This is a genomic window from Staphylococcus agnetis (genome assembly GCF_011466855.1).
Lineage (GTDB): Bacteria > Bacillota > Bacilli > Staphylococcales > Staphylococcaceae > Staphylococcus > Staphylococcus agnetis.
In genome coordinates this window covers 980,820-1,007,724 of sequence record NZ_CP045927.1, presented here as the reverse complement: position 1 = coordinate 1,007,724, position 26,905 = coordinate 980,820, and the positions used below count along the sequence as shown (strand labels likewise).

Annotated in this window: 25 protein-coding genes; 5 read left to right on the top strand and 20 right to left on the bottom strand. The window is 34.5% G+C overall.

Annotation, left to right across the window (positions count from 1 at the left end; all coding sequences use genetic code 11):
• Positions 1-45: 45 nt before the first annotated feature.
• Both parC and parE read right to left on the bottom strand, forming a co-directional pair.
• Entirely contained in the window at positions 46-2,457 is a 2,412-nt protein-coding gene (gene parC, locus GJE18_RS05015; protein WP_060550991.1) for a DNA topoisomerase IV subunit A, read from the bottom strand.
• A complete protein-coding gene (gene parE / locus GJE18_RS05010) occupies positions 2,457-4,451 on the bottom strand; it encodes a DNA topoisomerase IV subunit B (protein ID WP_060550989.1) in 1,995 nt (664 codons plus the stop codon). The genes parC and parE overlap by 1 nt, the downstream gene beginning before the upstream one ends.
• A gap of 212 nt (positions 4,452-4,663) precedes the next feature.
• Between parE and plsY the strand changes: the two genes are divergently transcribed.
• Both plsY and GJE18_RS05000 read left to right on the top strand, forming a co-directional pair.
• Positions 4,664-5,245 (top strand): glycerol-3-phosphate 1-O-acyltransferase PlsY, encoded by a 582-nt coding sequence (gene plsY / locus GJE18_RS05005; protein WP_037564464.1) that lies wholly within the window; start codon positions 4,664-4,666, stop codon positions 5,243-5,245.
• Positions 5,246-5,324: 79 nt separating this feature from the next.
• Positions 5,325-5,624, top strand: a complete 300-nt coding sequence (locus tag GJE18_RS05000; RefSeq protein WP_060550987.1) for a HesB/YadR/YfhF family protein — start codon at positions 5,325-5,327, stop codon at positions 5,622-5,624.
• 332 nt (positions 5,625-5,956) lie between these two features.
• Here the strand turns inward: GJE18_RS05000 and menI are convergent, their stop codons facing one another.
• From menI to GJE18_RS04985, 3 genes are all read right to left on the bottom strand, one after another.
• Positions 5,957-6,412, bottom strand: a complete 456-nt coding sequence (gene menI, locus GJE18_RS04995) for a 1,4-dihydroxy-2-naphthoyl-CoA hydrolase MenI (RefSeq protein ID WP_060550985.1) — start codon at positions 6,410-6,412, stop codon at positions 5,957-5,959.
• Between the two features lie 141 nt (positions 6,413-6,553).
• Positions 6,554-9,253, bottom strand: a complete 2,700-nt coding sequence (gene acnA / locus GJE18_RS04990; protein WP_060550983.1) for an aconitate hydratase AcnA — start codon at positions 9,251-9,253, stop codon at positions 6,554-6,556.
• A gap of 343 nt (positions 9,254-9,596) precedes the next feature.
• Complete coding sequence (locus GJE18_RS04985) at positions 9,597-11,231, bottom strand: BCCT family transporter (RefSeq protein WP_060550981.1); 1,635 nt, start codon at positions 11,229-11,231, stop codon at positions 9,597-9,599.
• Positions 11,232-11,466: 235 nt separating this feature from the next.
• Between GJE18_RS04985 and mscL the strand changes: the two genes are divergently transcribed.
• Entirely contained in the window at positions 11,467-11,832 is a 366-nt protein-coding gene (mscL, locus tag GJE18_RS04980) for a large conductance mechanosensitive channel protein MscL (protein ID WP_037564479.1), read from the top strand.
• Positions 11,833-11,906: 74 nt separating this feature from the next.
• Here the strand turns inward: mscL and sbcC are convergent, their stop codons facing one another.
• The 7 genes from sbcC to sosA all read right to left on the bottom strand — a co-directional run bounded on the left by sbcC (position 11,907) and on the right by sosA (position 20,005).
• A complete protein-coding gene (gene sbcC, locus GJE18_RS04975) occupies positions 11,907-14,939 on the bottom strand; it encodes an exonuclease subunit SbcC (protein ID WP_060550978.1) in 3,033 nt (1,010 codons plus the stop codon).
• Between the two features lie 2 nt (positions 14,940-14,941).
• Complete coding sequence (sbcD, locus tag GJE18_RS04970; RefSeq protein ID WP_060550977.1) at positions 14,942-16,060, bottom strand: exonuclease subunit SbcD; 1,119 nt, start codon at positions 16,058-16,060, stop codon at positions 14,942-14,944.
• Positions 16,061-16,190: 130 nt separating this feature from the next.
• Positions 16,191-16,664, bottom strand: a complete 474-nt coding sequence (locus tag GJE18_RS04965; protein ID WP_037564483.1) for a CcdC family protein — start codon at positions 16,662-16,664, stop codon at positions 16,191-16,193.
• A gap of 162 nt (positions 16,665-16,826) precedes the next feature.
• Positions 16,827-17,066, bottom strand: coding sequence for a YneF family protein (locus tag GJE18_RS04960; RefSeq protein WP_037564485.1), 240 nt, complete (start codon positions 17,064-17,066; stop codon positions 16,827-16,829).
• A gap of 186 nt (positions 17,067-17,252) precedes the next feature.
• Positions 17,253-19,241, bottom strand: coding sequence for a transketolase (tkt, locus tag GJE18_RS04955; protein ID WP_060550976.1), 1,989 nt, complete (start codon positions 19,239-19,241; stop codon positions 17,253-17,255).
• A gap of 88 nt (positions 19,242-19,329) precedes the next feature.
• Complete coding sequence (locus GJE18_RS04950; RefSeq protein ID WP_060550975.1) at positions 19,330-19,566, bottom strand: DUF896 domain-containing protein; 237 nt, start codon at positions 19,564-19,566, stop codon at positions 19,330-19,332.
• A 214-nt stretch (positions 19,567-19,780) separates the two neighbouring features.
• Complete coding sequence (sosA, locus tag GJE18_RS04945) at positions 19,781-20,005, bottom strand: DNA damage-induced cell division inhibitor SosA (RefSeq protein WP_060550974.1); 225 nt, start codon at positions 20,003-20,005, stop codon at positions 19,781-19,783.
• 143 nt (positions 20,006-20,148) lie between these two features.
• Between sosA and lexA the strand changes: the two genes are divergently transcribed.
• Positions 20,149-20,772: a transcriptional repressor LexA gene (gene lexA, locus GJE18_RS04940; protein ID WP_037564495.1), complete on the top strand. Its 624-nt coding sequence runs from the start codon at positions 20,149-20,151 to the stop codon at positions 20,770-20,772.
• A 74-nt stretch (positions 20,773-20,846) separates the two neighbouring features.
• Here lexA and GJE18_RS04935 read toward each other — a convergent pair whose 3' ends face one another.
• The 8 genes from GJE18_RS04935 to rpsN all read right to left on the bottom strand — a co-directional run bounded on the left by GJE18_RS04935 (position 20,847) and on the right by rpsN (position 26,417).
• A complete protein-coding gene (locus tag GJE18_RS04935) occupies positions 20,847-21,158 on the bottom strand; it encodes a DUF4176 domain-containing protein (RefSeq protein WP_103345770.1) in 312 nt (103 codons plus the stop codon).
• A 333-nt stretch (positions 21,159-21,491) separates the two neighbouring features.
• A complete protein-coding gene (locus GJE18_RS04930) occupies positions 21,492-21,668 on the bottom strand; it encodes a hypothetical protein (protein ID WP_157950538.1) in 177 nt (58 codons plus the stop codon).
• A gap of 15 nt (positions 21,669-21,683) precedes the next feature.
• Positions 21,684-21,869 (bottom strand): DUF443 family protein, encoded by a 186-nt coding sequence (locus GJE18_RS04925; protein WP_157952349.1) that lies wholly within the window; start codon positions 21,867-21,869, stop codon positions 21,684-21,686.
• A gap of 124 nt (positions 21,870-21,993) precedes the next feature.
• Positions 21,994-22,629 (bottom strand): DUF443 family protein, encoded by a 636-nt coding sequence (locus GJE18_RS04920; protein WP_060550971.1) that lies wholly within the window; start codon positions 22,627-22,629, stop codon positions 21,994-21,996.
• Between the two features lie 71 nt (positions 22,630-22,700).
• A complete protein-coding gene (locus GJE18_RS04915; protein WP_107368995.1) occupies positions 22,701-23,225 on the bottom strand; it encodes a DUF443 family protein in 525 nt (174 codons plus the stop codon).
• An 843-nt stretch (positions 23,226-24,068) separates the two neighbouring features.
• Positions 24,069-25,082, bottom strand: a complete 1,014-nt coding sequence (locus tag GJE18_RS04910) for a CAP domain-containing protein (RefSeq protein WP_171509152.1) — start codon at positions 25,080-25,082, stop codon at positions 24,069-24,071.
• A gap of 13 nt (positions 25,083-25,095) precedes the next feature.
• A complete protein-coding gene (gene guaC / locus GJE18_RS04905; RefSeq protein ID WP_039645901.1) occupies positions 25,096-26,073 on the bottom strand; it encodes a GMP reductase in 978 nt (325 codons plus the stop codon).
• A 74-nt stretch (positions 26,074-26,147) separates the two neighbouring features.
• Entirely contained in the window at positions 26,148-26,417 is a 270-nt protein-coding gene (gene rpsN, locus GJE18_RS04900; RefSeq protein WP_037564504.1) for a 30S ribosomal protein S14, read from the bottom strand.
• A gap of 185 nt (positions 26,418-26,602) precedes the next feature.
• Here rpsN and rpmG point away from each other — a divergent pair, with 185 nt between their 5' ends.
• Positions 26,603-26,752 (top strand): 50S ribosomal protein L33, encoded by a 150-nt coding sequence (gene rpmG, locus GJE18_RS04895; RefSeq protein WP_014613994.1) that lies wholly within the window; start codon positions 26,603-26,605, stop codon positions 26,750-26,752.
• Positions 26,753-26,905 lie beyond the last annotated feature (153 nt).

Here is a 26,905-nt window from a genome sequence, read left to right as displayed (position 1 = left end):
CATTCTACCATTGAATAAGACAAGTGACTATAAATTTTTTAAAAGCTACTGTATTTCAAGATGCTTGATGTCACCAAACTGTGTCACATCAACTACAAAACTACCATTCGTATATTGTTCAGATAAGTGGATATCGTTAATGTTGCCTTCAAATTGATGACGATCTGAATGCAAAGTAAAGCGCTCATGCTCAGGTCGACATACTTTGGCATCTACAACACGATGTGGATTTTTCTTCAATTCTTTTAATACTGTGATACCCCGTTGCGCACGTTTAGCCGATTGTAAAAGTGATGCTTTAATCCGTTTTAAAGCGCCTCGTTGAGTGGCAATCAAAATTGAATCTTCACTATCAATTGTGTCCGCCAGTACTACGTAATCTTCATCTTTAAGGTTGATGGCTTTCACACCTGCAGCACGTAATCCTGTATCAGGAAGTTCAGACAATGGATAAGTAAGCGACATCCCTTTGTGTGTGAATAATGTAATCAACTGTAGGTCATTCTTGGATGGCACTTTCATCACAGCCACAACGTCATCACCTGCTTTTACTTTTGCAGCAACAAGTGGTTTCGTTGAGCGCGAAGATTTGAAACCTGACAGTAAACTTTTCTTAATCATACCGTTACGCGTTGCGGTAATAATCGCTTCATCATCAGTAAATTTAGAAACGACATACGCTTGTATTATCTTTTCGTCTTCATCAATAGGTACAATTTGAGATACATGTTGACCTAAATCTTTCCATTTTATATCCGGCAATTTATGCACAGCAATCAGTAAGTAGCGTCCTTTTGACGTAAATACAAGCGCTGTATCTTGTGTATTGACTTCTTGAATCGTTAACACGCTGTCCTTATCTTTAATACCAATTTCGTCTTTACCACTGGCATTAAAGCTACGTAAAGAAGTGCGTTTAATATAACCTTCTTGAGTTAAACTCATCACTACCGTCTCACTTGGTACAATGACTTCTTTATCAATTTTAATTTCAGCAATTTCAGCTTCAATCACGGATAAACGTGGTGATTTAAATTGTGCTTTAATTTCATTCAATTCTGATTTAATCACATCAAGTAACGCACCGTGGTCATCCAGAATATGTTTCAATTTAGCGATTAGAGCTTCTAGTTCTTTATGTTCATCTTGCAATGCAACGATATCTGTATTTGTTAAGCGGTACAACTGTAACATAACAATCGCTTCAGCTTGTTCTTGTGTAAAATCAAATTCAGCAACAAGATTATTTTTTGCATCACTTTTATTTTTAGAGTTTCGAATAATTGCGATGACTTCATCTAGAATAGATAAAGCTTTGATCAAACCTTCAACAATATGCATACGCGCTTCAGCATGACTTAAATCATATTGAGTACGACGTGTGACAACTTCGATTTGATGATTGAGGTAACTGTCAATCATCGGTTTAATGCCCATTAACTTAGGTCGACCTTCACTGATTGCTACCATATTGAAATTATAGGCTACTTGTAAATCGGTATTTTTAAATAAATAATTTAAAATTGCTGTTGCATTAACGTCTTTTTTCAACTCCACTGCAACACGTAAACCGCTTCTATCTGTTTCATCACGCACTTCAACGATACCATCTACTTTTTTATCAGCACGTAACTCATCAATTTTCTTCACAAGACTACTTTTATTTACTTCATATGGGATTTCTGTCACAACGATTTGTGAACGACCATTTCGCAACGTTTCAATCTCTGTTTTAGAGCGAACGATAATTTTGCCTTTACCCGTTTCGTAGGCCTTTTTAATTCCATCAATCCCTTGAATAATACCACCCGTTGGAAAATCTGGGCCTTTGATAGATTTCATAAGTTGTTTCACCGTGATGTCAGGATTATCTATATATTTTAACGTCGCTGTGATTACTTCTGATAAGTTGTGTGGCGGAATATCTGTCGCATAACCAGCAGAAATCCCTGTAGAACCATTTACAAGTAAATTTGGAAAACGTGCTGGTAACACCATAGGTTCCATTTCAGTATCATCATAGTTCGGTACAAAATCGACCGTTTCTTTATGAATGTCACGTAATAATTGCGCTGACAGTAAGCTTAATTTAGCTTCTGTATAACGCATTGCAGCTGGAGGATCATTGTCGATACTCCCGTTATTACCATGCATTTCAACTAATACATGACGTAATTTCCAATCTTGACTGAGACGCACCATTGCATCGTAAACCGACGAATCGCCATGTGGGTGGAATTGACCAATAACATCCCCGACGGTTTTCGCACTTTTACGGAAATTTTTATCGTACGTATTTCCACTTGAATACATTGCATATAAAATACGACGTTGTACAGGCTTTAACCCGTCGCGTACATCAGGTAATGCACGTTCTTGAATGATATATTTACTGTAACGCCCAAAACGGTCACCAATGACATCTTCTAATGGTAAACTTTGGATGATTTCAGCCATTATGCATTCTCCTCTTCCGATTCATCATTTAAAATTTGAACTTCATCATTTTCTAAAATACTTTGGTCTTCTTGCATACCAAATTGTACATGACGTTCAATCCATTCTCTTCGTGGTGCAACTTTATCTCCCATGAGCGTAGACACACGCTTAGATGAACGTACTTCATCTTCAATTTGAACACGAATCAATGTTCGCGTTTCAGGATTCATCGTTGTTTCCCAAAGCTGGTCAGGATTCATTTCACCAAGACCTTTGTAACGTTGTAAAATAAACCCTTTTCCAAATTCTTTTTGTAATGTTTCTAACTCTTCATCTGTCCAAGCATAGGCTACTTTTTTATTTTTATTTTTGCCTTTTTCTAATTTATAAAGTGGTGGTAACGCGATAAACACGCGACCCGCTGCAACAAGAGGACGCATATATTTAAAGAAGAATGTAAGCAATAATACTTGAATGTGTGCACCATCTGTATCCGCATCCGTCATAATTATCACGCGGTTATAGTTACTGTCTTCAATATTAAAATCATTTCCTACACCTGCACCAATCGTATGAATGATGGTATTGATTTCTTCATTTTTAAATATATCTTCCAGTTTTGCTTTTTCAGTATTGATAACTTTACCACGTAATGGCAAAATGGCCTGGAACTTGCGGTCACGTCCAAGTTTTGCAGATCCACCCGCCGAATCACCTTCGACAAGATAGAGTTCATTTTTATCCGTGTTTTTACTTTGCGCTGGTGTCAGTTTACCAGATAGCAACGTATCTTTACGTTTATTTTTCTTACCTGAACGCGCATCTTCTCGCGCTTTTCTCGCTGCTTCTCTCGCTTGTTGCGCTTTAATTGCTTTTTTTACTAACGCTTTAGAAAGTTGACCTTTTTCTTCTAAATAATACGGCAATTTTTCAGCTACAACAGCATCTACAGCACTTCTCGCTTCAGGTGTTCCAAGTTTAGATTTTGTTTGGCCTTCAAATTGAAGCAAGTGTTCTGGAATACGTACCGATATAATAGCAGTGAGTCCTTCACGTATATCATTACCTTCAAGGTTTTTATCTTTTGCTTTTAAGTCGCCGATACGGCGGGCATAATCATTAAAGACACGTGTCATCGCTGTTTTAAAGCCGACTTCATGTGTGCCGCCATCCTTTGTACGGACATTATTAACAAAACTCATAATACTCTCGGAATACTGATCGTTATATTGAAACGATACATCAACCTCAATCTCATTGGACTGACCTTGGAATAAAGCAACGTCATGAAGCGTTTCTTTACCCTCATTAACATATTTTACAAATTCTTTAATACCTTCTTCATAATGATACACTTCAGTACGTGCTTTATCTGCGCGGCGATCTTCTAAAGTGATTTTTAGTCCTTGAAGTAAAAAAGCAGATTCTTGTAATCGTTCACTTAACGTATCAAAGTTAAAAGAGGTCGCATTTTTAAATATTTCGGGATCTGGTTTAAATGTTACAGTTGTTCCTGTACGTCTCGTTTTACCTTTAGATATTAATTTTGTTTGTGGAACGCCACCATGTTTAAACTGTTGTTCAACAATTTTTCCATCACGGTGAATCTGAACTGTAAGCCATTCACTTAACGCATTGACGACAGATGCACCTACGCCGTGGAGACCGCCAGATGTTTTATAACCACCTTGACCAAATTTACCACCCGCGTGAAGTACAGTAAAAATAACTTCAACAGTAGGTTTCCCTGATTGATGCATTCCTGTTGGCATACCACGACCATTATCGGAAATTGTAATACTTTCGTCTGGATTGATTGTGACATTAATCTCATCACCATATCCATTTAAAATCTCGTCGACAGAATTGTCCACAACTTCATAAACCAAGTGATGGAGACCACGCTTATCTGTCGAACCAATGTACATACCTGGTCTTTTACGAACAGCCTCAAGACCCTCGAGTACTTGTATTGCATCATCAGAATAGTTATGATTCGTTTTTGCTGACACTCAATTCCCCTCCTACAAACATACGTTCGTTCATCAAACTATACAATAGTTATTCTTATATAAATCACATTAAAATGCAAGTCACAATTGGTATTGCTCGTTAATTTCACCCCTGAATAATGGGAAATTACTTTTTTAGTAACACAAAAAAACATGACGCGTTCAAAAATTGTGGTAAAATGGTAGTAGGTACTAAAAGGATGTGAATGTACATGTCAATTTTCCTAGTAATCGTTTTGAGTTACCTTATTGGGGCAATTCCGAGTGGTTATATAATTGGTAAAATTTTCTTTAAAAAGGATATTCGTCAATATGGTAGCGGAAACACAGGTGCAACAAACAGTTTTAGAGTGTTAGGTAAACCTGCTGGGTTCGCTGTTACTTTTTTTGATATTTTCAAAGGATTTATTGTAGTGTTTCTACCTGCATTATTTCATGTAGATATTCATGGTATTTTAATTGGTATATTTGCAATTTTAGGTCATGTATTTCCAGTATATTTAAAATTCCGTGGCGGTAAGGCGGTTGCTACAAGTGCCGGAGTGTTACTCGGTGTGAACCCCATTTTATGCTTAATCTTAATCGCAATCTTTTTTGCAATTCTTTATTTAACAAAATATGTATCATTATCAAGTATCATCGCCGGCATTTGCTGTGTCATAGGCTCGTTTATAGTTAATGACAAAATACTACTACTGATTAGTTTCGTAGTAGCCTCTCTACTCGTGATACGACATATTAGTAATATCAAACGTATCATTAAAGGCACAGAGCCTAAAATTAAATGGATGTAACCTTTTTCTATTTATTTCCTTTAGGTTTCAAGATAAAATAAGCTTATACCTAGCCTTATTTATGAGAGGAGTTTTAAAGATGCAATTAGAATTTACAGCTGAAGCAATTGAATGGTTTAAGAAAGAATTAGAATTACCTCAAGAAGGCAAAGCACTTCACTTTTTTGTTCGCTATGGTGGCGAATTTCAATTAAAACAAGGATTTAGTCCTGCGTTTAATATTGAAAATGTAAAAGATATTGACGAAATTGGATACGAACAAACACTAGATGGCTTATATGTCGTTGTTGCTGAAAGAGACGTATGGTATTTTGAAGACGATCACCTCAAAATCGACGTCAAAAATGACGAAATCACATATGAAGCTGAATCAAAATAAAAAGAGATTACAATAACATACATGGAACGTAAGATGACGAGATAAAGTTCCTTATAAAATTAAAAGGTTGAGATATAGTATGCTCAACCTTTTTTATATGCCATTAAAATGTCTACACTTAAAACAAACGGTCATGATAATTTGTTTAAACTGACATAATATTAAGAGGAAAAGTTAATACCGTTACTAAGCGTCTCCCTTTTCTTTTGTCAGCTTACATACTTAGCCTTTAAAAACTATGAAAATAGCCTTCATCTTCACCCATATATGAGCGATGAAGGCTATTTAATATGGCAACAGCATCTCTATGCGATTTAATATTACTGATAGAATTAATTTAACGTAAGCTCTTTTTCAACGCCTGCTTGATTTTGTTCATCAACTTTACTATAAACCTCAAACCAATTCGGAAAACGTTTATCAAGACGTATCGGTCTACGTTCATCTTTAGTAATAATCACATTATCTGTGTAACCAGTAGTCACAATGTCACCTTTTTCGTTGTATATCTCATATTGATATCTTGAGCGTAATTTAGAAAATTTTGAAACCCATGTTTTGATAATCACTTTTTCTGGATATGTGACGCTTTTTTTATAGGTGATGTTTAATTCAGTCACTGGTGATACGACACCTTCATGTTCCATTTCACTGTAATCTAAACCGAGTTTACGAATGTAATCAGTACGCGCTACTTCAAACCATGTTGCGTAATTCCCATGGTAAATCACACCCATTTGATCTGTTTCTTGATATCTAGATTCTATCTCAGTTAAAGCATATAACATACGCCGTCCCTCTTTCTATCATTCGTCACTGTTTAGTGTATCATACATCGTATTTAAATAACGATAATAAACATCATACAGATTAAACGGGATAGAACTACTACGTTCCATCCCGTTTTATTATGATGATAAAAGCATGTTTTATGCTAATTTTTTACGTAATACCAATTGTAAAATACCACCGTGACGATAGTATTCAATTTCAACTTTAGAGTCGAAACGAGCCACTGCTTTAAATTCAATTATTTGTCCATCTTCTTTTTTCGCAGTAACTTTCACTTCTTGACCTGGTTGAACCGCTTCAGAGATGTCGACTGAAATGTGTTCTGTTCCATCTAAACCAAGAGAATCTGCAGACTCACCTTGTTTAAATTGTAACGGTAACACACCCATCATCACTAAGTTCGAACGATGAATACGTTCATAACTTTGCGCGATAACTGTTTTCACACCTAAAAGGTTCGTGCCTTTCGCTGCCCAGTCACGAGAAGAACCCATACCATAGTCATTACCAGCTAACACAACAAGACCTGTGCCGTCTTCTTTGTATTTCATCGCTGCATCATAGATTGACATTACTTCTTTTGTTGGCCAATAAGTTGTATAACCACCTTCTGTGCCCGGCGCTAATTGGTTTTTAATACGAATGTTCGCAAACGTACCTCGCACCATCACCTCATGGTTACCTCGACGTGACCCGTATGAGTTAAAGTCACGAGGTGATACACCATTGTCAGTTAAGTACTTACCTGCTGGCGTATCTTTACCAATCGCACCAGCTGGAGAAATATGGTCTGTCGTAACAGAATCACCAAATTTACCCATCACACGTAAATCACTTAATGGTTGAATGTGACCAGGCTCTTTAGATAAGCCTTGGAAGAATGTAGGATTTTGAATATATGTTGATGACGGATCAAAATCATACAATGGTTGATTTGTAGTATCGATTTCATTCCATAATTCGTTATTTTCATATACATTTTTATATTCTTCTTTAAAGAGTTCTGGAGTCACGACACTATCTACAGTATCTGAAACTTCTTGAATCGATGGCCAAATATCTTTTAAGTAAACGTCATTACCTTGCGCATCTTGACCAAGTGGTTCATTTTGTAAGTCTACATCAACTGTACCCGCTAAAGCATAAGCGACAACGAGTGGCGGTGATGCTAAATAGTTTGCTTTCACTAAAGGATGGATACGACCTTCAAAGTTACGGTTACCAGAAAGGACTGATGTTACTAATAAGTCTTCTTTAGCCACCGCACGTTCAATTTCTTCGAGTAATGGTCCAGAGTTACCGATACATGTTGTACAACCATAACCCACTAAGTTAAAGCCTAATTGATCTAAATAATCTTGTAAACCAGCATCACGTAAGTAACCCGTTACGACTTTCGAGCCTGGTGCAAGTGATGTCTTCACATAGTCAGGAACTTTTAAACCTTTTTCAACAGCTTTCTTAGCTAAAAGTCCAGCACCTAACATTACATATGGATTAGATGTGTTTGTACAAGATGTAATTGCTGCAATCGCAATATCTCCTGTTTTCATTTCTGTAGAACGACCATCTTTAAATTCAATTGTCGCTTTTTTATCGAATTCACTTTTATCTAAACCGTGACCTTGGTTACCTGCAGGTGCAGTCACAGATTTTTGGAATGCTTTTTTCATATCACTTAAGAAAATTAAATCTTGAGGACGTTTAGGGCCTGATAATGAAGCTTCTACAGTAGATAAATCTAAATCAACAACATCTGTGTAGTTCGGTTCTGCAGAGGCATCAAAGAACATATGGTTTTCTTTTAAATATTTATCCACTGTTTCAATTTGCTCATCAGAACGACCTGTTAAACGTAGATATTTGAGTGTTTCATCATCTACTGGGAAGAAACCACATGTTGCACCATATTCAGGTGCCATGTTGGCAATTGTTGCACGGTCAGCTAATGGTAATTTTTCAACACCAGGACCGAAGAACTCAACAAATTTTCCAACTACGCCTTTTTTACGTAGTAATTCTGTTACACGTAAAGCGAGGTCTGTGGCAGTTGCACCTTGAGGAAGTTCTTTAGTTAAACGTACACCAATTACTTCTGGAATTGGGAAGTAGGATGGTTGACCCAGCATACCTGCTTCAGCTTCAATACCACCAACACCCCAACCTAATACACCTAGACCATTGATCATCGTAGTATGTGAATCGGTACCTACTAATGTATCTGGGAAAGCAACTTGTTCTCCTTCATTTTCACGAACGTGAACAACATTCGCTAAATATTCGAGGTTCACTTGGTGTACGATACCTGTCGCAGGCGGTACCGCATTATAATTTTCAAAAGCTTTTGTAGCCCAGTTTAAAAATTGATAACGTTCATAGTTGCGTTCAAATTCTAATTTCATGTTGCGTTCAAGAGCGTCTGGAGATGCGTAGCTGTCAACTTGAACCGAGTGGTCAATAACTAAGTCCACAGGTACTTCAGGATTGATTTTAGATAAATCACCGCCGACATCATCCATTGCCTTACGTAATGATGCTAAATCTACTACTGCAGGTACACCTGTAAAGTCTTGTAAAATAACACGTGATGGTTTAAAAGGTACTTCACCTTTTACGTTTTCTTTACCAAATGTTGATAACGCCTTAATGTGATCATCTGTGATCACAAAACCATCTTCTTGACGTAAAACAGATTCTAAAAGTACACGAATTGAGTATGGTAAACGACTAATTTCTGTTAAACCTTGTGCTTCGAGTGATTTAAGGTCGTAGTAAGTTAGTGTTTTACCATTCACTTGAAACGACTTTTTAGCTTGCTCTTTTAAATTTGAAGCCATAGAATATCCCCCCTGATATTTTTATATGCCGTTAATATAATTGTATAATTATCCTTCTATGAAAACAACTCTATACGCGTGAAAAGCTTTATTTCAGTTTTTTGACTTTCTAATCAGTAACTATAAATAAAAGTTATCAATCTAAGATAGTGTAATAAGTATATATTATGCTATTTTTCAAATGCGCGCTCTATAAGTATTAAGCGCGTTGATTAGAATCCTTGATAAAATGAATTTTTGACTCCTACGATAGTTGAATGATTTCAACTTCCTGAGTCTGTATAAATAAAAAAGCTTAATGACAAGGTATCACCTCATCATTAAGCAATAAGACCGTTTTCTATTATCTTTCCGTATCACGTAACGCTTTACGCTTAGAAATTAATTCTTCTTCATAATCGTTTCTAGAATTTTCAACATATTCTTTTAAACGATGTTTGTTCGGCGTTAATGTTAAACCGAGGAATTTACGTTCTTTATTGGCATCTTTATAGAAACTGACCATCATCAGTATGACAACAAATGAGAACGGCAAGGCACTAATAATCGCTGCATTCTGAAGTGCGGTTAACCCGGCTTCGCCATCTCCACCACCAGATAATAAAAGCACGAAAGCGATAAGAGATTGTGCAACACCCCATGTTACTTTGACAAATGAACTTGGGTTTTGTGAACCAAATGTTGTTTGCATACCAAGGACGAATGTTGCTGAATCCGCTGATGTAATAAAGAATGATGCGATGAGTAAAAGTGCAATAATTGATAACACCATACCCATTGGTAAATGATGGAAAACACCAAATAATTGTGTTTCAACAGACATATCATAAATTTCTTTATGTTTTTTAGCTGTTTCGATACCAAGAACACCAAATACACTGAACCAAATAAAACTTACGATTACTGGGACAAGTAAAACCCCTGAAATAAATTCTCGAATCGAACGTCCTTTAGATACACGTGCAATAAATACACCAACGAATGGACTCCAGCTTAACCACCAGCCCCAATAGTAAAGCGTCCAACTTGCCATCCATTCACGTTTTTGAGGATTTGTGGCAGCTGCATCAAAGCTGTTAAATAAAAATGAATTTAATAAACTACCTGTAGAACTTGTCAACATATTTAAGATTAAAATTGTCGGCCCAATAAATAACGCAGCTAATAATAAAACTGTACCTAAGCCGATATTTAAATTACTTAAATATTGAATCCCCTTACTGAGTCCTGACCAAGCGCTCATAATGAATAAGATTGTAACAACTACAATAATAATCGATTGTGTCACAATATTATTTGGAACACCAAACAAGTAATGTAAACCACCAGCGATTTGAAGCGCACCCATACCTAGGGATACAGCGACACCGACCACTGTGGCAAAAACTGCTAAAACATCAATGAACGTTCCTATTGGACCATCCACTCGGTCGCCTAAGATCGGTCGTAATGTTTTCGATAATAAACCAGGCTCGCCTTTTCTAAATTGTGCATAAGCAAGCGCAAGTGCAACAACACCATAGACTGCCCATGCATGGAAGCCCCAGTGGAAGAATGTAGAACGTAATGACTCAGTAAAAGCTTGAGTAGATTTCGGATCTGCATTCGGTGGTGAAGCAAAATGCGCTAAAGGTTCTGCAGCACCATAAAACACAAGACCAATTCCCATACCTGCACTAAATAGCATCGCAAACCATGACACTGTATTAAATTCAGGTTTATCATTTGGTCTACCAAGCTTCAATTTACCAATCGGACTAAAAATTAAAAAGATACAAAAGAACACAATCACTGTTGTTAAGATCAGATAATACCAACCTAATGTATTCGTAATCCAAGCTGTAATCATAGATGTAAATCCACCGAATTGTTTCGGTATAAATACCCCAATTAAAACAATCGCAAAGATGATAATTGAACTAAAGATAAATACTGGTGAAAACTTCTTACCATTTTCATTTGGATTTGAAGTATTCATATCAATACCTACTCCCTTTCTCCATATTAAATTTTCAAAGATATGTGCATTTTTTGATTAAACGTTTTAAATAAGCTTTAAAATGCAATCGTCATATATACAATAACAAAACAGAATAACATATTCAACGTGGCATATAAAAATAAGTTTATATAGCAAAATTGCGTCTTGCAATATTATGTCTATGATGTATAATTCTTAAAGTGTTTGAAATCACATTCAGGGGGAGAACATCATGTTAAAGGAATTTAAAGAATTTGCATTAAAAGGTAACGTACTTGAATTAGCCGTAGCCGTAGTGATGGGTGCTGCATTCAATAAGATCGTGACATCTCTTGTTGAGAATGTCATTATGCCGCTCATTGGTCTTTTATTTGGTGAAATTGATTTTGCTAAAAATTGGACAATTTACGGTATAAAATATGGTATCTTCATTCAATCAATTATTGACTTTATTATCATTGCTTTTGCGTTATTTATCTTTATCAAAATCGCAAATACACTTGTTAAACCTAAAGAAGTCGAAGAAGAAATTGAAGAAAGTACAGTATTACTTACTGAAATCCGCGATTTATTACGCGAACAAAATAAAAAAGCTTAATCATATGAAACATGAAAAAGCGGCGCTTAAATCAAAAATTTAACGCCGCTTTTTCTATTTAATTAATAGTACCGTTATTCATTGAAAGTTAAAGATGTAGAACTTTGATAATTTTTCGCATTGACTTCTAATATAGTTGGAATTCTATTTTTGAGTTCTGTGACATGGGAAATAATGCCAACGAGACGCCCTGTCGCCTGTAATTGGATTAAAGTGTCTAGCGCCGTCTCTAGCGTTTCTTGGTCTAACGTTCCAAACCCTTCATCGATAAACATCGCATCTAGCGAAATGCCCCCTTGTTCATTTTGAACAATTTCACTTAAACCTAATGCTAAAGCAAGAGATGCTTGAAACGTCTCACCACCTGAAAGCGAGGTTATATGACGCGCTTGATTAGAATAATAGTCAAACACTTCAATTTCTAAACCACTGTATCCACGACCCTTATCAATTTTACGTACCAATTCATAACGTTGTCCCGTCATATGGCGAAGTCGTTTATTTGCAGCATCTAAAATATGTTCCAAATAATAGATTAAAACATAATTTTCTAACGTTAACTTGAGATTGTTTTTTCCAGAAATCACTTCAGATAAATTAAAAATTGCGCGATGTTGTATTAAGGATTGCTGAATATATTCAATGATTTCTTCTATTTTATGAATTTTCTTCTTATTTTCTTGAACTTGAAATGCAGTTTCATTGTATTGCTTAGTGACAGCATTCAAGGCATTTTGTATATGCTCGCTTTCGAGTTGAAGTGCTTGAAGATTATTTTCAGGCAAGCCTTTTAATTTTTGTGACAGCGTATCTCTTTGTGTCGTCCATTTTTGCATATCTTTGTGAAATGTCTCAATACGTTTTTGATATGCTTCTATATGCTCAGCTTCAGTTGTTAATTGACGTAATTGTGTTAACGAGTCTACGTTTAATTTACGCATTTCTTCTTGGACAGTAGCGTCCACCTTAGCATACCGTTTTTGATTAGATTGATGTTGTGCATCTTGATGTTTAATATCATTTTTGATAATCATTAATTGTTCATTTACTGTTTGAATGTTCGTTTTAAGTACATCACGTTCCTTTTGAAACGCATTTACTTCTTTTTCAAGTTTTTCATAAGCTGTTTTAAAGGTATAAAAATCATCGAATTGTGTCGTTTGCTTAAATTGCATTACTTTTTCTTTAGCATGGTCATGCGCGTAATTATTCTTAGTGATATCACTTTTTAATTGTTGAGCATTTTCTTCTAAACGTTGTTTCTTGTCGTTTAAGTTTTCAACTTGTTGTTGTTTTGCCGTTAACTCTTTGATAAGTGACGCATTGTGCGCTTTTTGTTTGAGACACGCTTGCTTTTGATGTTCCGGATCCTCAATAGACTCTAATTCCTTCAATTGAAGATCAATATGTTTTAGCGTTGTTTGTTGTTCAATCATAGATGTTGCAATTTGACGAACCTTTGCCTCTATTTGTTCGTTTTCTTCTAACTGTTTTTTAACTAGCTCCATGTCTTCACCGGCATTTGTATCATGGACAATTTGGCCACATACAGGGCACGGCTCCGATATAGATAACGTGGCACGTAATGTTTGAATCATGTCATCATGTGATGCCATTGATTGAGCGCTTTCAGTAATCTCATGCTTTTGTGAGGCTAACTGTTCAATATGTTGCTCTGACGCTGTCAAAGATGCTGTTAATTCATGGCGTTGTTTATCAAGCTCACACTTACGTTTATATTGCTGTTCAATACCGTCAATCTTATCTAACTCTCTTCTTAACGAAAACTGAGTTTCTTTATATTCATCGAGTTTTGAAAAATCTGTAGCTAAAGTGTCTAATTCTGCTTTGATCTGTTCGAGTTGTGCTCGCACTTTTTCTAATATATGATTTAAGTTTTCGTTTTGTTTTAATAATGCTGTCTCATCCTCAAATGCTTGAATAATGTCTTTTTCATGTTGAATATAATGATGTGTTGTCTTTAGTGTTTCTAGTTTAGTATCCATATCTGTTTGTTTGGCTTCAAGTTGATCACTTTTTTGATGATAAGTATTCAACTCTTGTTGGTACGCTTTCATTTGATTATCTAAGACAGCAAGCTTCTCTTTATTATCATTCATATCTTGTTGCAACTGCTCTAGTTCAGTTAATGCATGTATAGCCAATTGGCTTTCTTTTAATATATGTAATTTCTGTTCGAGTTGCTTGATTTCATCACTTTGTTCTTTTAAAGACAATCTTTGATGCTCAACTTCTTTTAATTCGCTACAAAGTTGTTGTCTCATAGTTTCTTGATCGATTTGCGTTTGAACATGCTTCATTTGTTGTTCAATCTTTTCTTTTTCAGATGATAACTGTGACACTTCTTGGAGACCAATCATGTTAAACTCAGATAAATATGTTTCAATTTGTGCATATTGAGAGACATCCGTCTCAAGATAATGTTTTAAAGTTTCATTATCAAGTGCATACATATCTTGCCAGCAGGTCCGCAATCGATCATACGTTTTATCCATGTCGTCTTGAATAGATTTTGTTTTTTCTTTCAAAGTATTTTTTAAATCTTCATACATGACTGTATTAAATAATGTTCGCAAAATGGTTTGCTTATCCTGACTTTTAGACACAAGAAATGATTTAAACTCACCTTGAGGTAGTATAAATAATTGGCGAAATTGATCAACCTTTAAGTTCATTAACGATTGCAAGTATGCATTGCCTGCATTAATTTTACTTTCTTGAAGGACAAAATGGTCATCCTCAAGTTTATAAACTTCTAAAATCCCGGGCGTTTCGCTTTTTTTATTAGGTTTTGTAAATGATGCGGAACGAATCACTTTATAGCGTTGATGATGCATGTCAAATTCATAGATGACTTTGAGTGGTTCTTCTGGAGGGGCAAAATGACTGCGTAATTGTGCTACTTCACGTGCCGTTGTCGATGCTCTACCATATAATGCATAGACTATTGCATCAAAAATCATTGTTTTACCTGAGCCCGTTTTACCACTAATTAAAAAAAGCTGATTGGTTTCTATTTGTGTAAAATCAATATTTTCCTTCAAAAACGGCCCAAAATTTTCTATAGTTAACCGAATGGGCTTCATCTTTATTCCTCCTCTCCATATTGATTTAAAAATGTTTCAACTTCTTTAGTTTGAATGTCATCTAGCGTTTCATCCATCAGTTCTTTATAAAATGTGTCTATAATTTCAAGAGGTTTCATCTTTTTAATATTGTGAGATGCATTGACATGCGTTGTCGATACATATACTTGTTGTGTCAGTGCCAAGGTATTCGGAAACATTTTTTTAAGCTGTTGCATGGGATCTTTGATCATTTCAAGCTCAGATAAACTGAAATGGAAATAATCTTCTTTATTGTCATGTGCAAAACGTCCATTCACAGCATCATCATACGTGGTTTCAACATATTGCAGCTTTCTACGTGGTGACAACGGTATAAAATTTTGAGAGTAATCCTCTTTATTAAAAGTGAAACAGCGGATACCTTTTGGCTGATTGACTTCAGAAAATGAATATTGTAATAAAGACCCACTGTAATAAATATGACTCTGATTTAAAGCAAAAGGATGATGAATATGCCCTAACATCACTGCATCAAATAACGCCACACAATGTGAACGCACACTTTCAATCGTCCCAACGGTGAGTTCCCTTTCAGAATCACTTTTTGGTGCACCGAATATAGTAAAATGTCCAATCAATACATTTTGCTTTGAAGAATCTATCTGCGGTTTAATACGTTCAACAAGTTGTGTGACAGCTTCTTCATATGTAGTTATTTCTGTACCTAAAAATGCTCTTGCTTCTGCTAACGTGAAAAATGGTAACGTATAAAAACACACATTTCCAAATATAATGGGTTCCTCAAAGTCTATTAATGCTGTACGAATATAGAGCTGATTCTGTTTGAACCAATGGGCACCGTAGCGTAGGCGCTCTTTACCATCATGGTTCCCACTTGTAATAATCATTGGTATCTTTAAATCGATGTTTAAGCGTGCTATCGTACGTTCCATAAGCTCGATGGCCCGTTTACTTGGCATGGCAGTATCAAATATATCACCTGCAATAACCATAACATCGGGTTGCTCACGTTCAACTTTATCGACCAGTTTCTCTAAGATATCGGCTTGATCCTCTAGAAACGTGTGTCCATTCAACACTTTTCCCAAGTGCCAATCTGCTGTATGTATCACTTTCATCATATCACTCCAGAACATTTGTTCTATTTTATTTTAATGAATACATGACTTGCATGCAAGTAAAAACCGAGCTTTATTTCACAACCATCTTCATGATGTGTTAAAAAGCCCGGTTTATCACTTATAAAATTTAAGAGGCATTTCCTAGTTGACGTTTAATACTTCTATAACGTAATAACATGGCAACGCGCCATGGTAATAACATACTAAATGCTAATAAGAAAAACATACCTGCTAACTCCCCAGGATGGACTGAGTTACCGATATAAACTTTTAAAATTGTACGCATAATTAGTAATGATACTAATATAATAGGGAATGCTTTAGATTTTTTTAAATATATTTGTTGGTCTTTTACTTCAAAGTGTGACGTAAAGATTAAAATTGATGAAAAAATAAATCCTACGATAACGGATTCTAAAATTTCTAAACCCGTTAGTCTAAAATATGGTACCACATACATCAATGCGCCTGTTGCCATAAATAATGGTGGTAACATAATTTTTTTAGTGTTGACAGGATATTTTTGCGCTTTTACACGAATAAAAATGACGACAGCGCTCATAAAAAATGCGACGAGGATAGAAAATACTAAAAACGTCATATGTAAATCTCCTTTATAGCTCACCAGTAATAAGCGTATTATATCATATTGAATACCGATACGTTATTGAATTGCCCTATATCATACCATATATAAATAAAATAAGAGATTCGGAAATCATCTCAGATCCGAATCTCTTTTTCATCATTTAAAAGTTGGACATTAAAACTTTTTGTCCATGTTTTTATTCATCATTGTCATCATTTGATTAATTTTTTTCTGTGATGGTTTTTGACCCATTTGCATCATCATCATACGTAACATTTCTTCGTTAATTGGAGGATTTTTCTTTAAATAATCCATCATATATTTACGTGCGAGGAAAAAGCCACCTACAAGTCCAATGATAAGTGCAAGTACAATTAATACGATTGCCAACCATGTAGCCATTATTTCACCCACTTTCTCTATCCTTTTGCATTTTACTAAAATTGGTTCAAGTTTTCAAGGTCATTCCAATACTTTCATGAAAATAGAGAGCGGACATTAACGTCTCGCCCTCTATCCTTTCTTAATAATCTATAATGTGGGTGGAAGTCCCGATTAAGCATACGTGATGAATGACATCATTTACAAAATTAAAAATGATTAAAGTGCTTCGATTTGTGAAAGAATATTTTCTTTAGTGAAACCATATTTTTCAACTACTAAGTCACCAGGCGCACTTGCACCATAACGGTCAATACCGACAACAATGCCTTTCATACCAACATATTTGTGCCAACCAAGCGTTGCGCCCATTTCAACTGCAACACGTTTAGACACTTCTGGAAGTAATACCTCTTCTTGATAAGCTTTTGGTTGTTGTTCAAATGCGTGCCAGTTTGGCATTGATACCACACGTACACCTTTTCCACGTTGTTCAAGATCTTTCGCAACCTCAACCACTAAGCTCACTTCAGAACCTGTAGCTAACAATACGTATTCTGGTGCTTTTTCTGTTTCATACACAACGTAAGCCCCTTTACGTACACCTTCTTCAAGTTTTGATTCTTCAACATCTAACACTGGTAATCCTTGACGTGTTAATACAAGCGCTGTAGGCGTGTTATTAGATTCTAATGCAACTTTCCATGCAACACGTGTTTCATTGCCATCGGCTGGACGAATCACGTTTAAGTTAGGAATAGCACGTAAACCAGCTAATTGCTCAATTGGTTCGTGTGTTGGACCATCTTCACCAACTGCAATCGAATCATGTGTGAAAATGAACGTTGAACGCACTCCCATAATTGAAGATAAACGTAGTGCTGGTTTTAGGTAATCGCTAAATACAAAGAAAGTAGCGCCATAAGGATGTAACCCCCCGTGTGCTGCCATACCATTCACTGCAGCTGCCATCGCAAATTCACGTACACCAAACCAGACATTTTTACCAGTGCCATCTTCTGCAGAGAAGTCGCCTTCAGCTTTAACGTTCGATTTATTTGATGACGCTAAGTCAGCTGAACCACCGAAGAATGAAGGTACGGATTTACCGATGGCTTGAATGATTTCTCCAGAATCTGCACGAGAAGCCGCTTTGTGACCTAACTCAAAACGTGGTAACGCTTCGTCATAGTTTTCAGGTAATTCTCCTGCAATGGCTAATTTAAACTCTTTCGCAAGTTCAGGATATTTTTCAGCATATGCTTCTAAATCTTTTTTCCATGCAGCTTCATGTTCGTCTGCACGTTTAATCATCGTTTCATTAAAGATTTCATACACACTATCATCCACTTGGAATGTTTGAGTCGCGTCTAATTCATAATTTTTGAAAGTTAACTCACGTTCTTCTTCACCTAGTGGTGCACCATGAGAACTGTGACTGTTAGATTTATTAGGAGAACCATAACCAATAATTGTTTTCACTTCAATGATTGTAGGTCCTTCTTGAGATTTTGCTTCTACAATAGCGTTATTGATGGCTTCCATATCATTACCATCAGTAACCATGATATGATTCCATCCATACGCTTCAAAACGCTTCTTAATATCTTCAGAGAATGATTTGTTCGTTTTACCGTCTAAGGAAATATCATTTGAGTCATATAACGTGATAAGTTTATCTAATTTTAAATGACCCGCTAAAGATGCAGCTTCGTGAGAAATCCCTTCCATTAAATCGCCATCAGAGGCTAATACGTAAGTATAATGATCTACAACAGAAATATCGTCTTGATTGAATTTGGCAGCTAAGTGTTTTTCAGCCATTGCCATACCCACTGACATCGCAAAACCTTGACCTAATGGCCCTGTTGTAATTTCTACACCTTTTGTATGGTTGTATTCAGGATGTCCTGGTGTTTTAGAGTCCCATTGTCTAAATTGCTTTAACTCTTCTAATTCTAAGCCACCAGAAACGTGAAGCAAGCTATATAAAAGTGCAGAACCATGACCCGCAGATAAAACAAAACGATCGCGGTTGAAATACGTATTAGAATTAGGATTAAAATTTAAATGTTGCGTCCAAAGTGTGTAAGCCATTGGCGCGGCACCCATTGGTAAACCAGGGTGACCAGAATTCGCTTTCTCAATTGCATCAATGCTAAGCGCACGGATGGTATTTACTGCATGTGTGTCTTTTTGTCCAAACATATTATGACTTCCTTTCTATTCGCTACTAGGGTTATTATACCTTATATACGCGGATAAAACCTATAATTTCATTTGTATTTATAGAGAACTAATGACGTGTATGATTTTGCTTTTGAATTTCTTTTAATTTGCTAGGTGTCACGTCGTTACCCTCAGGATCAATCACCTTCGTATGTTCGATTTGATTTTTAAAACTATTACGAAATGAAGCAAGATATTCACTTCTTAAGCGTGATTGTTCTTTTGCTTCAACTTCAGTCAAACCTTCACTTTTCTTTTTCTTAGCGAGTGCATTAATACGTTGTAATTTTTCTTGACTAAGCATAATTGAAAACCTCCGTCAATATTCTCTACAAAATATAACAGAAAAGATGCATAAAACCAACCACTCTGACTTATAAGCTGAATAAAAAAAGACAATGTGAAACGTCATTCATCATTTCACATCGTCCTTATAAAACCTTTATATTGAATTGTGTATAGTCTCATTACCGTGCGCCTCATTTCTATGTCTTTATGTCAAATGTTCGGTTTTAAATTTATCGAACTGTCACAGCGAGCACACTTTGTTGATCATTAGACTTTTGTTCGTATTTTTGTACGTGTTCTGTTTGGTTAGAATTAATTTGATGATCAGTCATTTCGTACGTTTGTTCTGTATGCGCAGTTTGGCTAGTCATAATAAAAAACACGAAAAAGATAATCATAGAAACAACAAACACTGATAAATACAGATATATTTCATTTAATTTAACTTTAATCATTATCAACATCTCCTAGAACATTTGTTTGTGTATTCACTTTAACAGAACGAATGTTCTATGTCAACATCAAAACGAACAAATGTTTGTTCTGTTCGGATAACTATGCTATAATGTACATAAATCAAGCAAAGGAGTGCAATCAGATGAGAGAACTGACAAAAAGACAAGAAGAAATATTTGAATTTATTAAGCATATTGTTCAAACAAAAGGATACCCGCCAAGTGTTCGAGAAATAGGAGAAGCAGTTGGATTAGCTTCAAGTTCAACTGTTCACGGTCACTTATCACGCCTTGAAGAGAAAGGCTACATCCGTCGTGACCCTACAAAACCTCGAGCAATCGAAATCGTAAGTGAGCTCATGGGTGAACCAGTAAATATGGAAGAAACAATTTATGTACCCGTTATCGGTAAAGTTACCGCTGGTACGCCGATTACTGCTGTAGAAAATGTTGAAGAATATTACCCACTGCCTGAACACTTTACTTCTACACATAATGGCCAAATCTTTATTTTAAATGTTGTAGGAGACAGTATGATTGAAGCTGGTATTTTAGATGGCGATAAAGTAATCGTAAGAAGTCAATCAATCGCAGAAAATGGCGATATCATCGTAGCGATGACGGAAGATGATGAAGCCACAGTGAAACGTTTTTATAAAGAAAAAAATCGTTATCGTTTACAACCTGAAAATAGTAGTTTAGATCCTATCTACTTAGAACACGTCACTGTGCTAGGTAAAGTTGTAGGCCTATTTAGAGAACTGTAATTCAATGTGATCTCCTTTGCTTATATAAAAACACCATCCCTAATTTGCGGATGGTGTTTTTCTTATCATATTTTTTAATTTAAACCGAATTGTTCTTGTGGTACAACGCCTTGTTTAATTTCAGAAGGCAACTGACTTTTCATTTCTACAAATAATTCTTGAAATCTCGTCTCTTCTTCATCTACATAGCCTTCAAAGACAACCTTATCAATATTTTCTTCATTGAAATAATAAATTTGATCTTCAACAACCCCTAAAGGATATTTACACGCGGAATAATCAAACATATATTTTTTATCATCTATTTCTACAATAGGACCACGATTAATAATCATTAATTTTTGTGAACCTTCTTTTAAATATATAATACTTCCAATTGTTTTCATAAATATCTCCAATCCCTTTAGTTACATCAAAGCATTAGCTTATTATGTATTTAAAATAGAACGTTATTTTTTTTTATAGATTATAGCTTCAGATACTCCAACTTTTACAGTAGCATAGCTTAAAAAGCTAAAAAATATAAGGAAAATTAGATGTATAATACCAATAATAAAATTAAAATCATTATATAGTAAGATAATGGTTAATGTCATAGATAATGCGAATAGACCCATTAAATAACCACTAATAATGAGCAGTTTAGTTTTTAACGTATTAAGAATTCTTAGTTTGTATTGTTTTTCACTTGATTTAAACCATGAAATTTCGGACCTTTTTCAAATTATCATTTGCACTATGGCAACTAAAATGAATGACAGTATGACTATTAATTTCGCTGTTGAAAGTTGAATCGTATCCATTGTTTTATTAACAATTGGCCTTAATACTGATGAAAGAAATACTGCCAGACCTGCTCCGATAGAAGCGAGTGCTGAGCGATTGTCTGTATTCATTTTCTTAATTACATATTAATGATATTCTTCCTCAATTAATTTATACGCATTTAACGGCAACCAATTAATCATTGGGAACAAATAAGGAAGAATATTTTTTTGTAAATCAACTAAAAATATACCTTCATCAGACTTCCATAATTTATACCTCAAATTTTTATTTAAATTTTCAAAATGACCAATAGGCCTATGCTTGTTCAAAATTTTCCAACTCCAATGATTGAATTATGGTTTGCAATAGATTATCAAAATTCCCTTTAAATATTTTAATTTAATATTAACTCGTAATTTTTATTAAATGTATCTATGAACAAAACATCTCTCATTATTCATTTTTTAATAATTTAACCGTTACAATTTCTTTATTATAAGAAACAATATTAATAAACGTAAAAATAATCATTTGTAAAAACCATGCCAAATACATGATATAGTTGATTTCTTTGTAAACAAACAGCATAGTATATCCTATTGATAAAAATAAAATACTATAGACATAAAAAATAATGAAATAGATAAGGTGTTTGAGCTTTGGAATGATTGTTAATTTACATGTTGTAGGGAGGTTTGATTTAAATATTTCAGTTTTCTTTCTGAAAAAAAGTTGCAAGATTACTGTTAATGTTAAAGCAACTAATACCATAGAAATACCTACAAACACACTAATGGGAGCATAGACATATTTTAGTAATGGCCTTAGTAGCACTGAAAACAATACGATGCAACCCATGATCATACTAGTGTTACTTTTTTTATGTACGCCTTTATTTAATAACTTTTCGTATGCTTCAGAATCAATTTTATAACAAGATTTTGGAAACCAATTAATCATTGGAAAAACGTAAGAGAGTATGTTTTTTTGTAAATCTATCAAATAAAATTCATTATTAACATGTAGTAATTTATATCTTACATTATGCTTCACATCATCAATTCGTCCTGTCAATTTGCACTTTGTCATACTTTAATCCCATCCTGTCTTACTCATTAACAAATCACTTTTATTAACATTTTTCTGTAAACTCATCTATTTTAATCTTTCACATAAAGTACTGCTTTGACCTTACCAATCGAGCATGCTGCTGAATTAGCTAAGCTTGTACAAAAAGAAAATATGATAAACATCATTGCAAGAACTAAGTTAAATAAATTTTCATAAACTATTAATATTAAAGGCATTATAAAAAGAAGCCAGAAAAATAAATACCCTAAAATATAAATCGCCTTAAACTTCCATAGTGGGATTACTCTTATTTTAAAATGAGTCATTTCAAAATTCATATCTTGAATTTCTAATCTTTTTCGAAAATAGTAGTGAACAATTATGAGAAAAAGCATTACTACAGTCACAAATAAAATCGATGTAAAAAAACTGATAGTATGTCCAAGTTCATTACTGAGCGGTCTCAAAAGTGTAGAGAGTAAAACACTTATTCCTCCTATTGAATATATATAATTTTTATTTACCTTATTATGATGAATACTCGTTTTCAAACTATAATATTCCTCTTTAGTTAATTTAACCGCTTTTAACGGCAACCAATTTAAAAATGGAATCGCATATGATACTAAATTCTAGTGTAAATCTACAATAAAAATACCTTGATCTGACTTATATATTTTGTATCTAAAATTTTTATGTACATGTTCTATCGTGCCATTTAGCTTTTGTTTATTCATCTCTTACACCCATCTCAATACATTTTGGATTGTTGCCTTTTGTTTATTACTTTTGATTTCAGATGATTAACTTTTGCCCTTTTTAAACTAATATTTAAATCAGCATCATTAATAGTTTAGCTTCAAAATGATTTTTGGCTTAAACTTTTTCGCTCAATTAAAGTTAAACATCCTCTTTATTAAATAATGGATCACCATATTTTAATAGTTATTTCATATAAATAAACTCACGTCCTTGATATAAGTTACACATTCATTATTTAGATAGGTTATTGATATCCTTTTCGATCACTACTCGTTCAATGCTAAAAAGGAGTTTATTCATGATGACACTATTTAATCAAAATGAATATTAATAATCAAATCATCATACATTCCAAAATCCTTGTCAACATTAATTTTATATTCTTTAATAACACTAGCAATTAAGTTTCGTTCATATTATGTTATTAGGTACTTTATCTTATTTCAGTCTAGGTCCTTTCATAGCTTTTCATAGCTATTCCATTTAATAGTATTCCACTTTATATAAATAAGAAAAGCGTAAGACGATAGCTATCGCCTTACGCTTCTTTCTTATTTAATATTTCTTTAACACGTTCTAGAATATCCTTAGTTTGTTGTTCGATATTGGGCATATCTTGAACTTTCATATTATAAGTATTCATACTATCAACCTCATTTGATTGATTTTTTCCCAATATTAAACGGTGTTAAACATTATCCAGTATAATTTTCAGTCCAATAAGGTTGTTTGTTTTTATTGAAGTCAACACCTACACCAAGTGTAGATACATTAGGATGTAGAATGTTTTTTCGATGACCAGTAGAATTCATCAACCCTTGGTGCGCAAAAATTGCGCTTTGTTGACCATAAGCGAGATTTTCTGCTGCTGTTCTATACTGATGTCCATCTTTTTTTATACGATCAAAAGGTGATTCACCTTTTAAATTCGTATGGTCAAAGTACTGATTCACTGCCATATCATGACTATGTTTACGTGCAGTGTCAGCTAACGCTTCAGAGTAATTTAATGTTTTTAAATTGTTTTGAACACGTGTTGCATTGACTAAATAATAGTCTAGTTTTTCATAACTTTGAGCTAAACCTTTTGAAGGGGCACCATACTGACCATTTAATCTGTTTTCCATCTCTTTACTTACTTGTAAAAGCGCAGTTAACTGATTACTACGATGTTTATCATAAAATGCTGTTGTATAGATACCATCTTTTTCAAATACATCATATTCATCATTATTTTGACGATATAATGTATTCCCTTTTTTGATTCCTTCTAAAGGTTTACCTAATTTTTCACGTACCACATTTTGTGGTGTGTTGTATTTAATACCTGATTTAGAAGTAATGATATTTTGATTCGTAAATAAACCATGAACTTTACCATTAATATAACTTACTAAGATAAAGTCATTAAACTTGTTATGATATACATGCCATTTTGTACCATATTCATTATCAAGTACAGCTGATGCTTTACCGAGTTTCGCCTCTACATCTTTTTGTGACATGTTAATCTGAATGTTGCGTATCGCAAACGCTTGTTGATCTGGGGTCTTTAATGCTGTATGTGATTTATTACTGTCAACAAGTTGATCTACTTTGGTAGTAACAGGTTGCGACAATTTTTGTGTCGCATCTGTAGGTTGAACCGGAATCGTTAATACAATGCCAAAACCTAGTATGAGAAAAGATATGAATGATTTAATAGAAATCCACTCCTATTTTTTAGTCTCTATCACCGTTGAAAATCGAATTTCTTACAATCACATAATCTACTTTTCGTAGTGCACCGATATCTTTACCACCCGCATAAGAGATAGAACTTTGTAAGTCCTCTTGCATCTCAGTAAGGGTATCTTTGAGTGAACCTTTATGTTCTACAAACATCTTTTTGCCTTCAACATTTTTACGTTCACCTTTTTGATATTCTGATGCACTTCCAAAATATTCTTTATACTTTTTACCATCAACTTCTACTGTTTCACCTGGAGACTCATCATGAGCTGCAAATAAAGAGCCAATCATAACCATCGAAGCACCAAAACGAACAGATTTAGCGATATCACCGTGCGTACGAATACCACCATCGGCAATAATAGGTTTGCGTGCTGCTTTACTACAATGATTCACTGCAGCAAGTTGCCATCCACCTGTACCAAAACCTGTTTTAATTTTCGTAATACATACACGCCCCGGGCCTATACCCACTTTGGTTGCATCTGCACCAGCATTTTCAAGTTCACGCACACCTTCTGGCGTACCAACATTACCTGCGATCACAAATACTTCAGGTAATAATTTTTTAATATGCTGAATCATTTCAATCACCTGATCTGAATGACCATGTGCGATATCAATTGTGATGTATTCTGGTGAAAGATCTGCTTCTTTAAGTGATTCAATAAATTTGAATTCTCCTTCTTTTACACCTACAGAAATGGAGGCAAACAATCCTTTATCTTTCATTTTTTTAACGAAAGGCAAACGTGCAGCTTCATCAAAACGGTGCATTATATAGAAGTAATCATTTTCAGCGAACCACTCTGCTAACGTTTCATTCATTACCGTTTGCATATTGGCTGGAACAACTGGTAATTTAAAACGTTTTGGGCCAAATTGAATAGATGTATCAATTTCGGAACGACTTTTCACAATGCTTTTATTCGGTATGAGTTGAATATCTTCGTAATCAAAAATTTTCATTCTTCTAAACCCCTTATAAATTTATTCCAAAAGATAATATACTATCTATTTGCAATAAAGTAAATAAAAGGTTCTTACCAGCTTGATTTTTTCACACCAGGAATTTGTCCTTTGTGTGCATGCTCTCTAAAAGCAATACGTGACATTTCAAATTTACGTAATACACCTCTAGGACGACCTGTCACTTTACATCTACGTGTTAAACGTGTTGGTGAAGAATCTCTAGGTAATTTTCTTAATGCTTCATAATCTCCTTTCGCTTTAAGTTCACGTCTTAAATCAGCGTATTTCGCTACTAATGCTTCACGCTTTTGTTCTTTGGCAATTTTAGATTTTTTTGCCATATCTATCTCTCCTTCATTATCAAATCGTAATTATTACGATTTAAATCATAGCATATCCTTTTATTCTGAATCAAGGATGATTTTTATAATAATTAAAATATGGTATAAATAACTGTTGGCAAAGCGTTCAAAACATGATAAAATAACAAATCGTAATAGTTTCAATTTAAAAGGAGGTCGACCCAATGCGCGTTAATGTGACATTAGCATGTACTGAATGTGGTGACCGTAACTACATCACTACGAAAAACAAACGTACGAATCCTGAGCGTATCGAAATGATGAAATATTGCCCAAGATTAAATAAACATACGTTACACAGAGAAACAAAATAATAAGTTGATTTAAGCAGTTACGAAACACCAACTCATCAAAATACGACGTAAGCTACAGCCCGAAAATTCGGTGTTGTGGCTTTTTTAATGCACTTTGCAAACTTTAAGCCTATGACATCATTATAGTGATGTCATACTTTACATAAGTACCAC

Bases quoted from the DNA above. Each gene is read 5' to 3' on its own strand.
- parC (WP_060550991.1), bottom strand. From the start codon at position 2,457: ATGGCTGAAATCATCCAAAGTTTACCATTAGAAGATGTCATTGGTGAC.
- plsY (WP_037564464.1), top strand. From the start codon at position 4,664: ATGTCAATTTTCCTAGTAATCGTTTTGAGTTACCTTATTGGGGCAATT.
- GJE18_RS05000 (WP_060550987.1), top strand. From the start codon at position 5,325: ATGCAATTAGAATTTACAGCTGAAGCAATTGAATGGTTTAAGAAAGAA.
- menI (WP_060550985.1), bottom strand. From the start codon at position 6,412: ATGTTATATGCTTTAACTGAGATAGAATCTAGATATCAAGAAACAGAT.
- acnA (WP_060550983.1), bottom strand. From the start codon at position 9,253: ATGGCTTCAAATTTAAAAGAGCAAGCTAAAAAGTCGTTTCAAGTGAAT.
- GJE18_RS04985 (WP_060550981.1), bottom strand. From the start codon at position 11,231: ATGAATACTTCAAATCCAAATGAAAATGGTAAGAAGTTTTCACCAGTA.
- mscL (WP_037564479.1), top strand. From the start codon at position 11,467: ATGTTAAAGGAATTTAAAGAATTTGCATTAAAAGGTAACGTACTTGAA.
- sbcC (WP_060550978.1), bottom strand. From the start codon at position 14,939: ATGAAGCCCATTCGGTTAACTATAGAAAATTTTGGGCCGTTTTTGAAG.
- sbcD (WP_060550977.1), bottom strand. From the start codon at position 16,060: ATGAAAGTGATACATACAGCAGATTGGCACTTGGGAAAAGTGTTGAAT.
- GJE18_RS04965 (WP_037564483.1), bottom strand. From the start codon at position 16,664: ATGACGTTTTTAGTATTTTCTATCCTCGTCGCATTTTTTATGAGCGCT.
- tkt (WP_060550976.1), bottom strand. From the start codon at position 19,241: ATGTTTGGACAAAAAGACACACATGCAGTAAATACCATCCGTGCGCTT.
- GJE18_RS04950 (WP_060550975.1), bottom strand. From the start codon at position 19,566: ATGCTTAGTCAAGAAAAATTACAACGTATTAATGCACTCGCTAAGAAA.
- sosA (WP_060550974.1), bottom strand. From the start codon at position 20,005: ATGATTAAAGTTAAATTAAATGAAATATATCTGTATTTATCAGTGTTT.
- lexA (WP_037564495.1), top strand. From the start codon at position 20,149: ATGAGAGAACTGACAAAAAGACAAGAAGAAATATTTGAATTTATTAAG.
- GJE18_RS04935 (WP_103345770.1), bottom strand. From the start codon at position 21,158: ATGAAAACAATTGGAAGTATTATATATTTAAAAGAAGGTTCACAAAAA.
- GJE18_RS04930 (WP_157950538.1), bottom strand. From the start codon at position 21,668: ATGAATACAGACAATCGCTCAGCACTCGCTTCTATCGGAGCAGGTCTG.
- GJE18_RS04920 (WP_060550971.1), bottom strand. From the start codon at position 22,629: ATGACAAAGTGCAAATTGACAGGACGAATTGATGATGTGAAGCATAAT.
- guaC (WP_039645901.1), bottom strand. From the start codon at position 26,073: ATGAAAATTTTTGATTACGAAGATATTCAACTCATACCGAATAAAAGC.
- rpsN (WP_037564504.1), bottom strand. From the start codon at position 26,417: ATGGCAAAAAAATCTAAAATTGCCAAAGAACAAAAGCGTGAAGCATTA.
- rpmG (WP_014613994.1), top strand. From the start codon at position 26,603: ATGCGCGTTAATGTGACATTAGCATGTACTGAATGTGGTGACCGTAAC.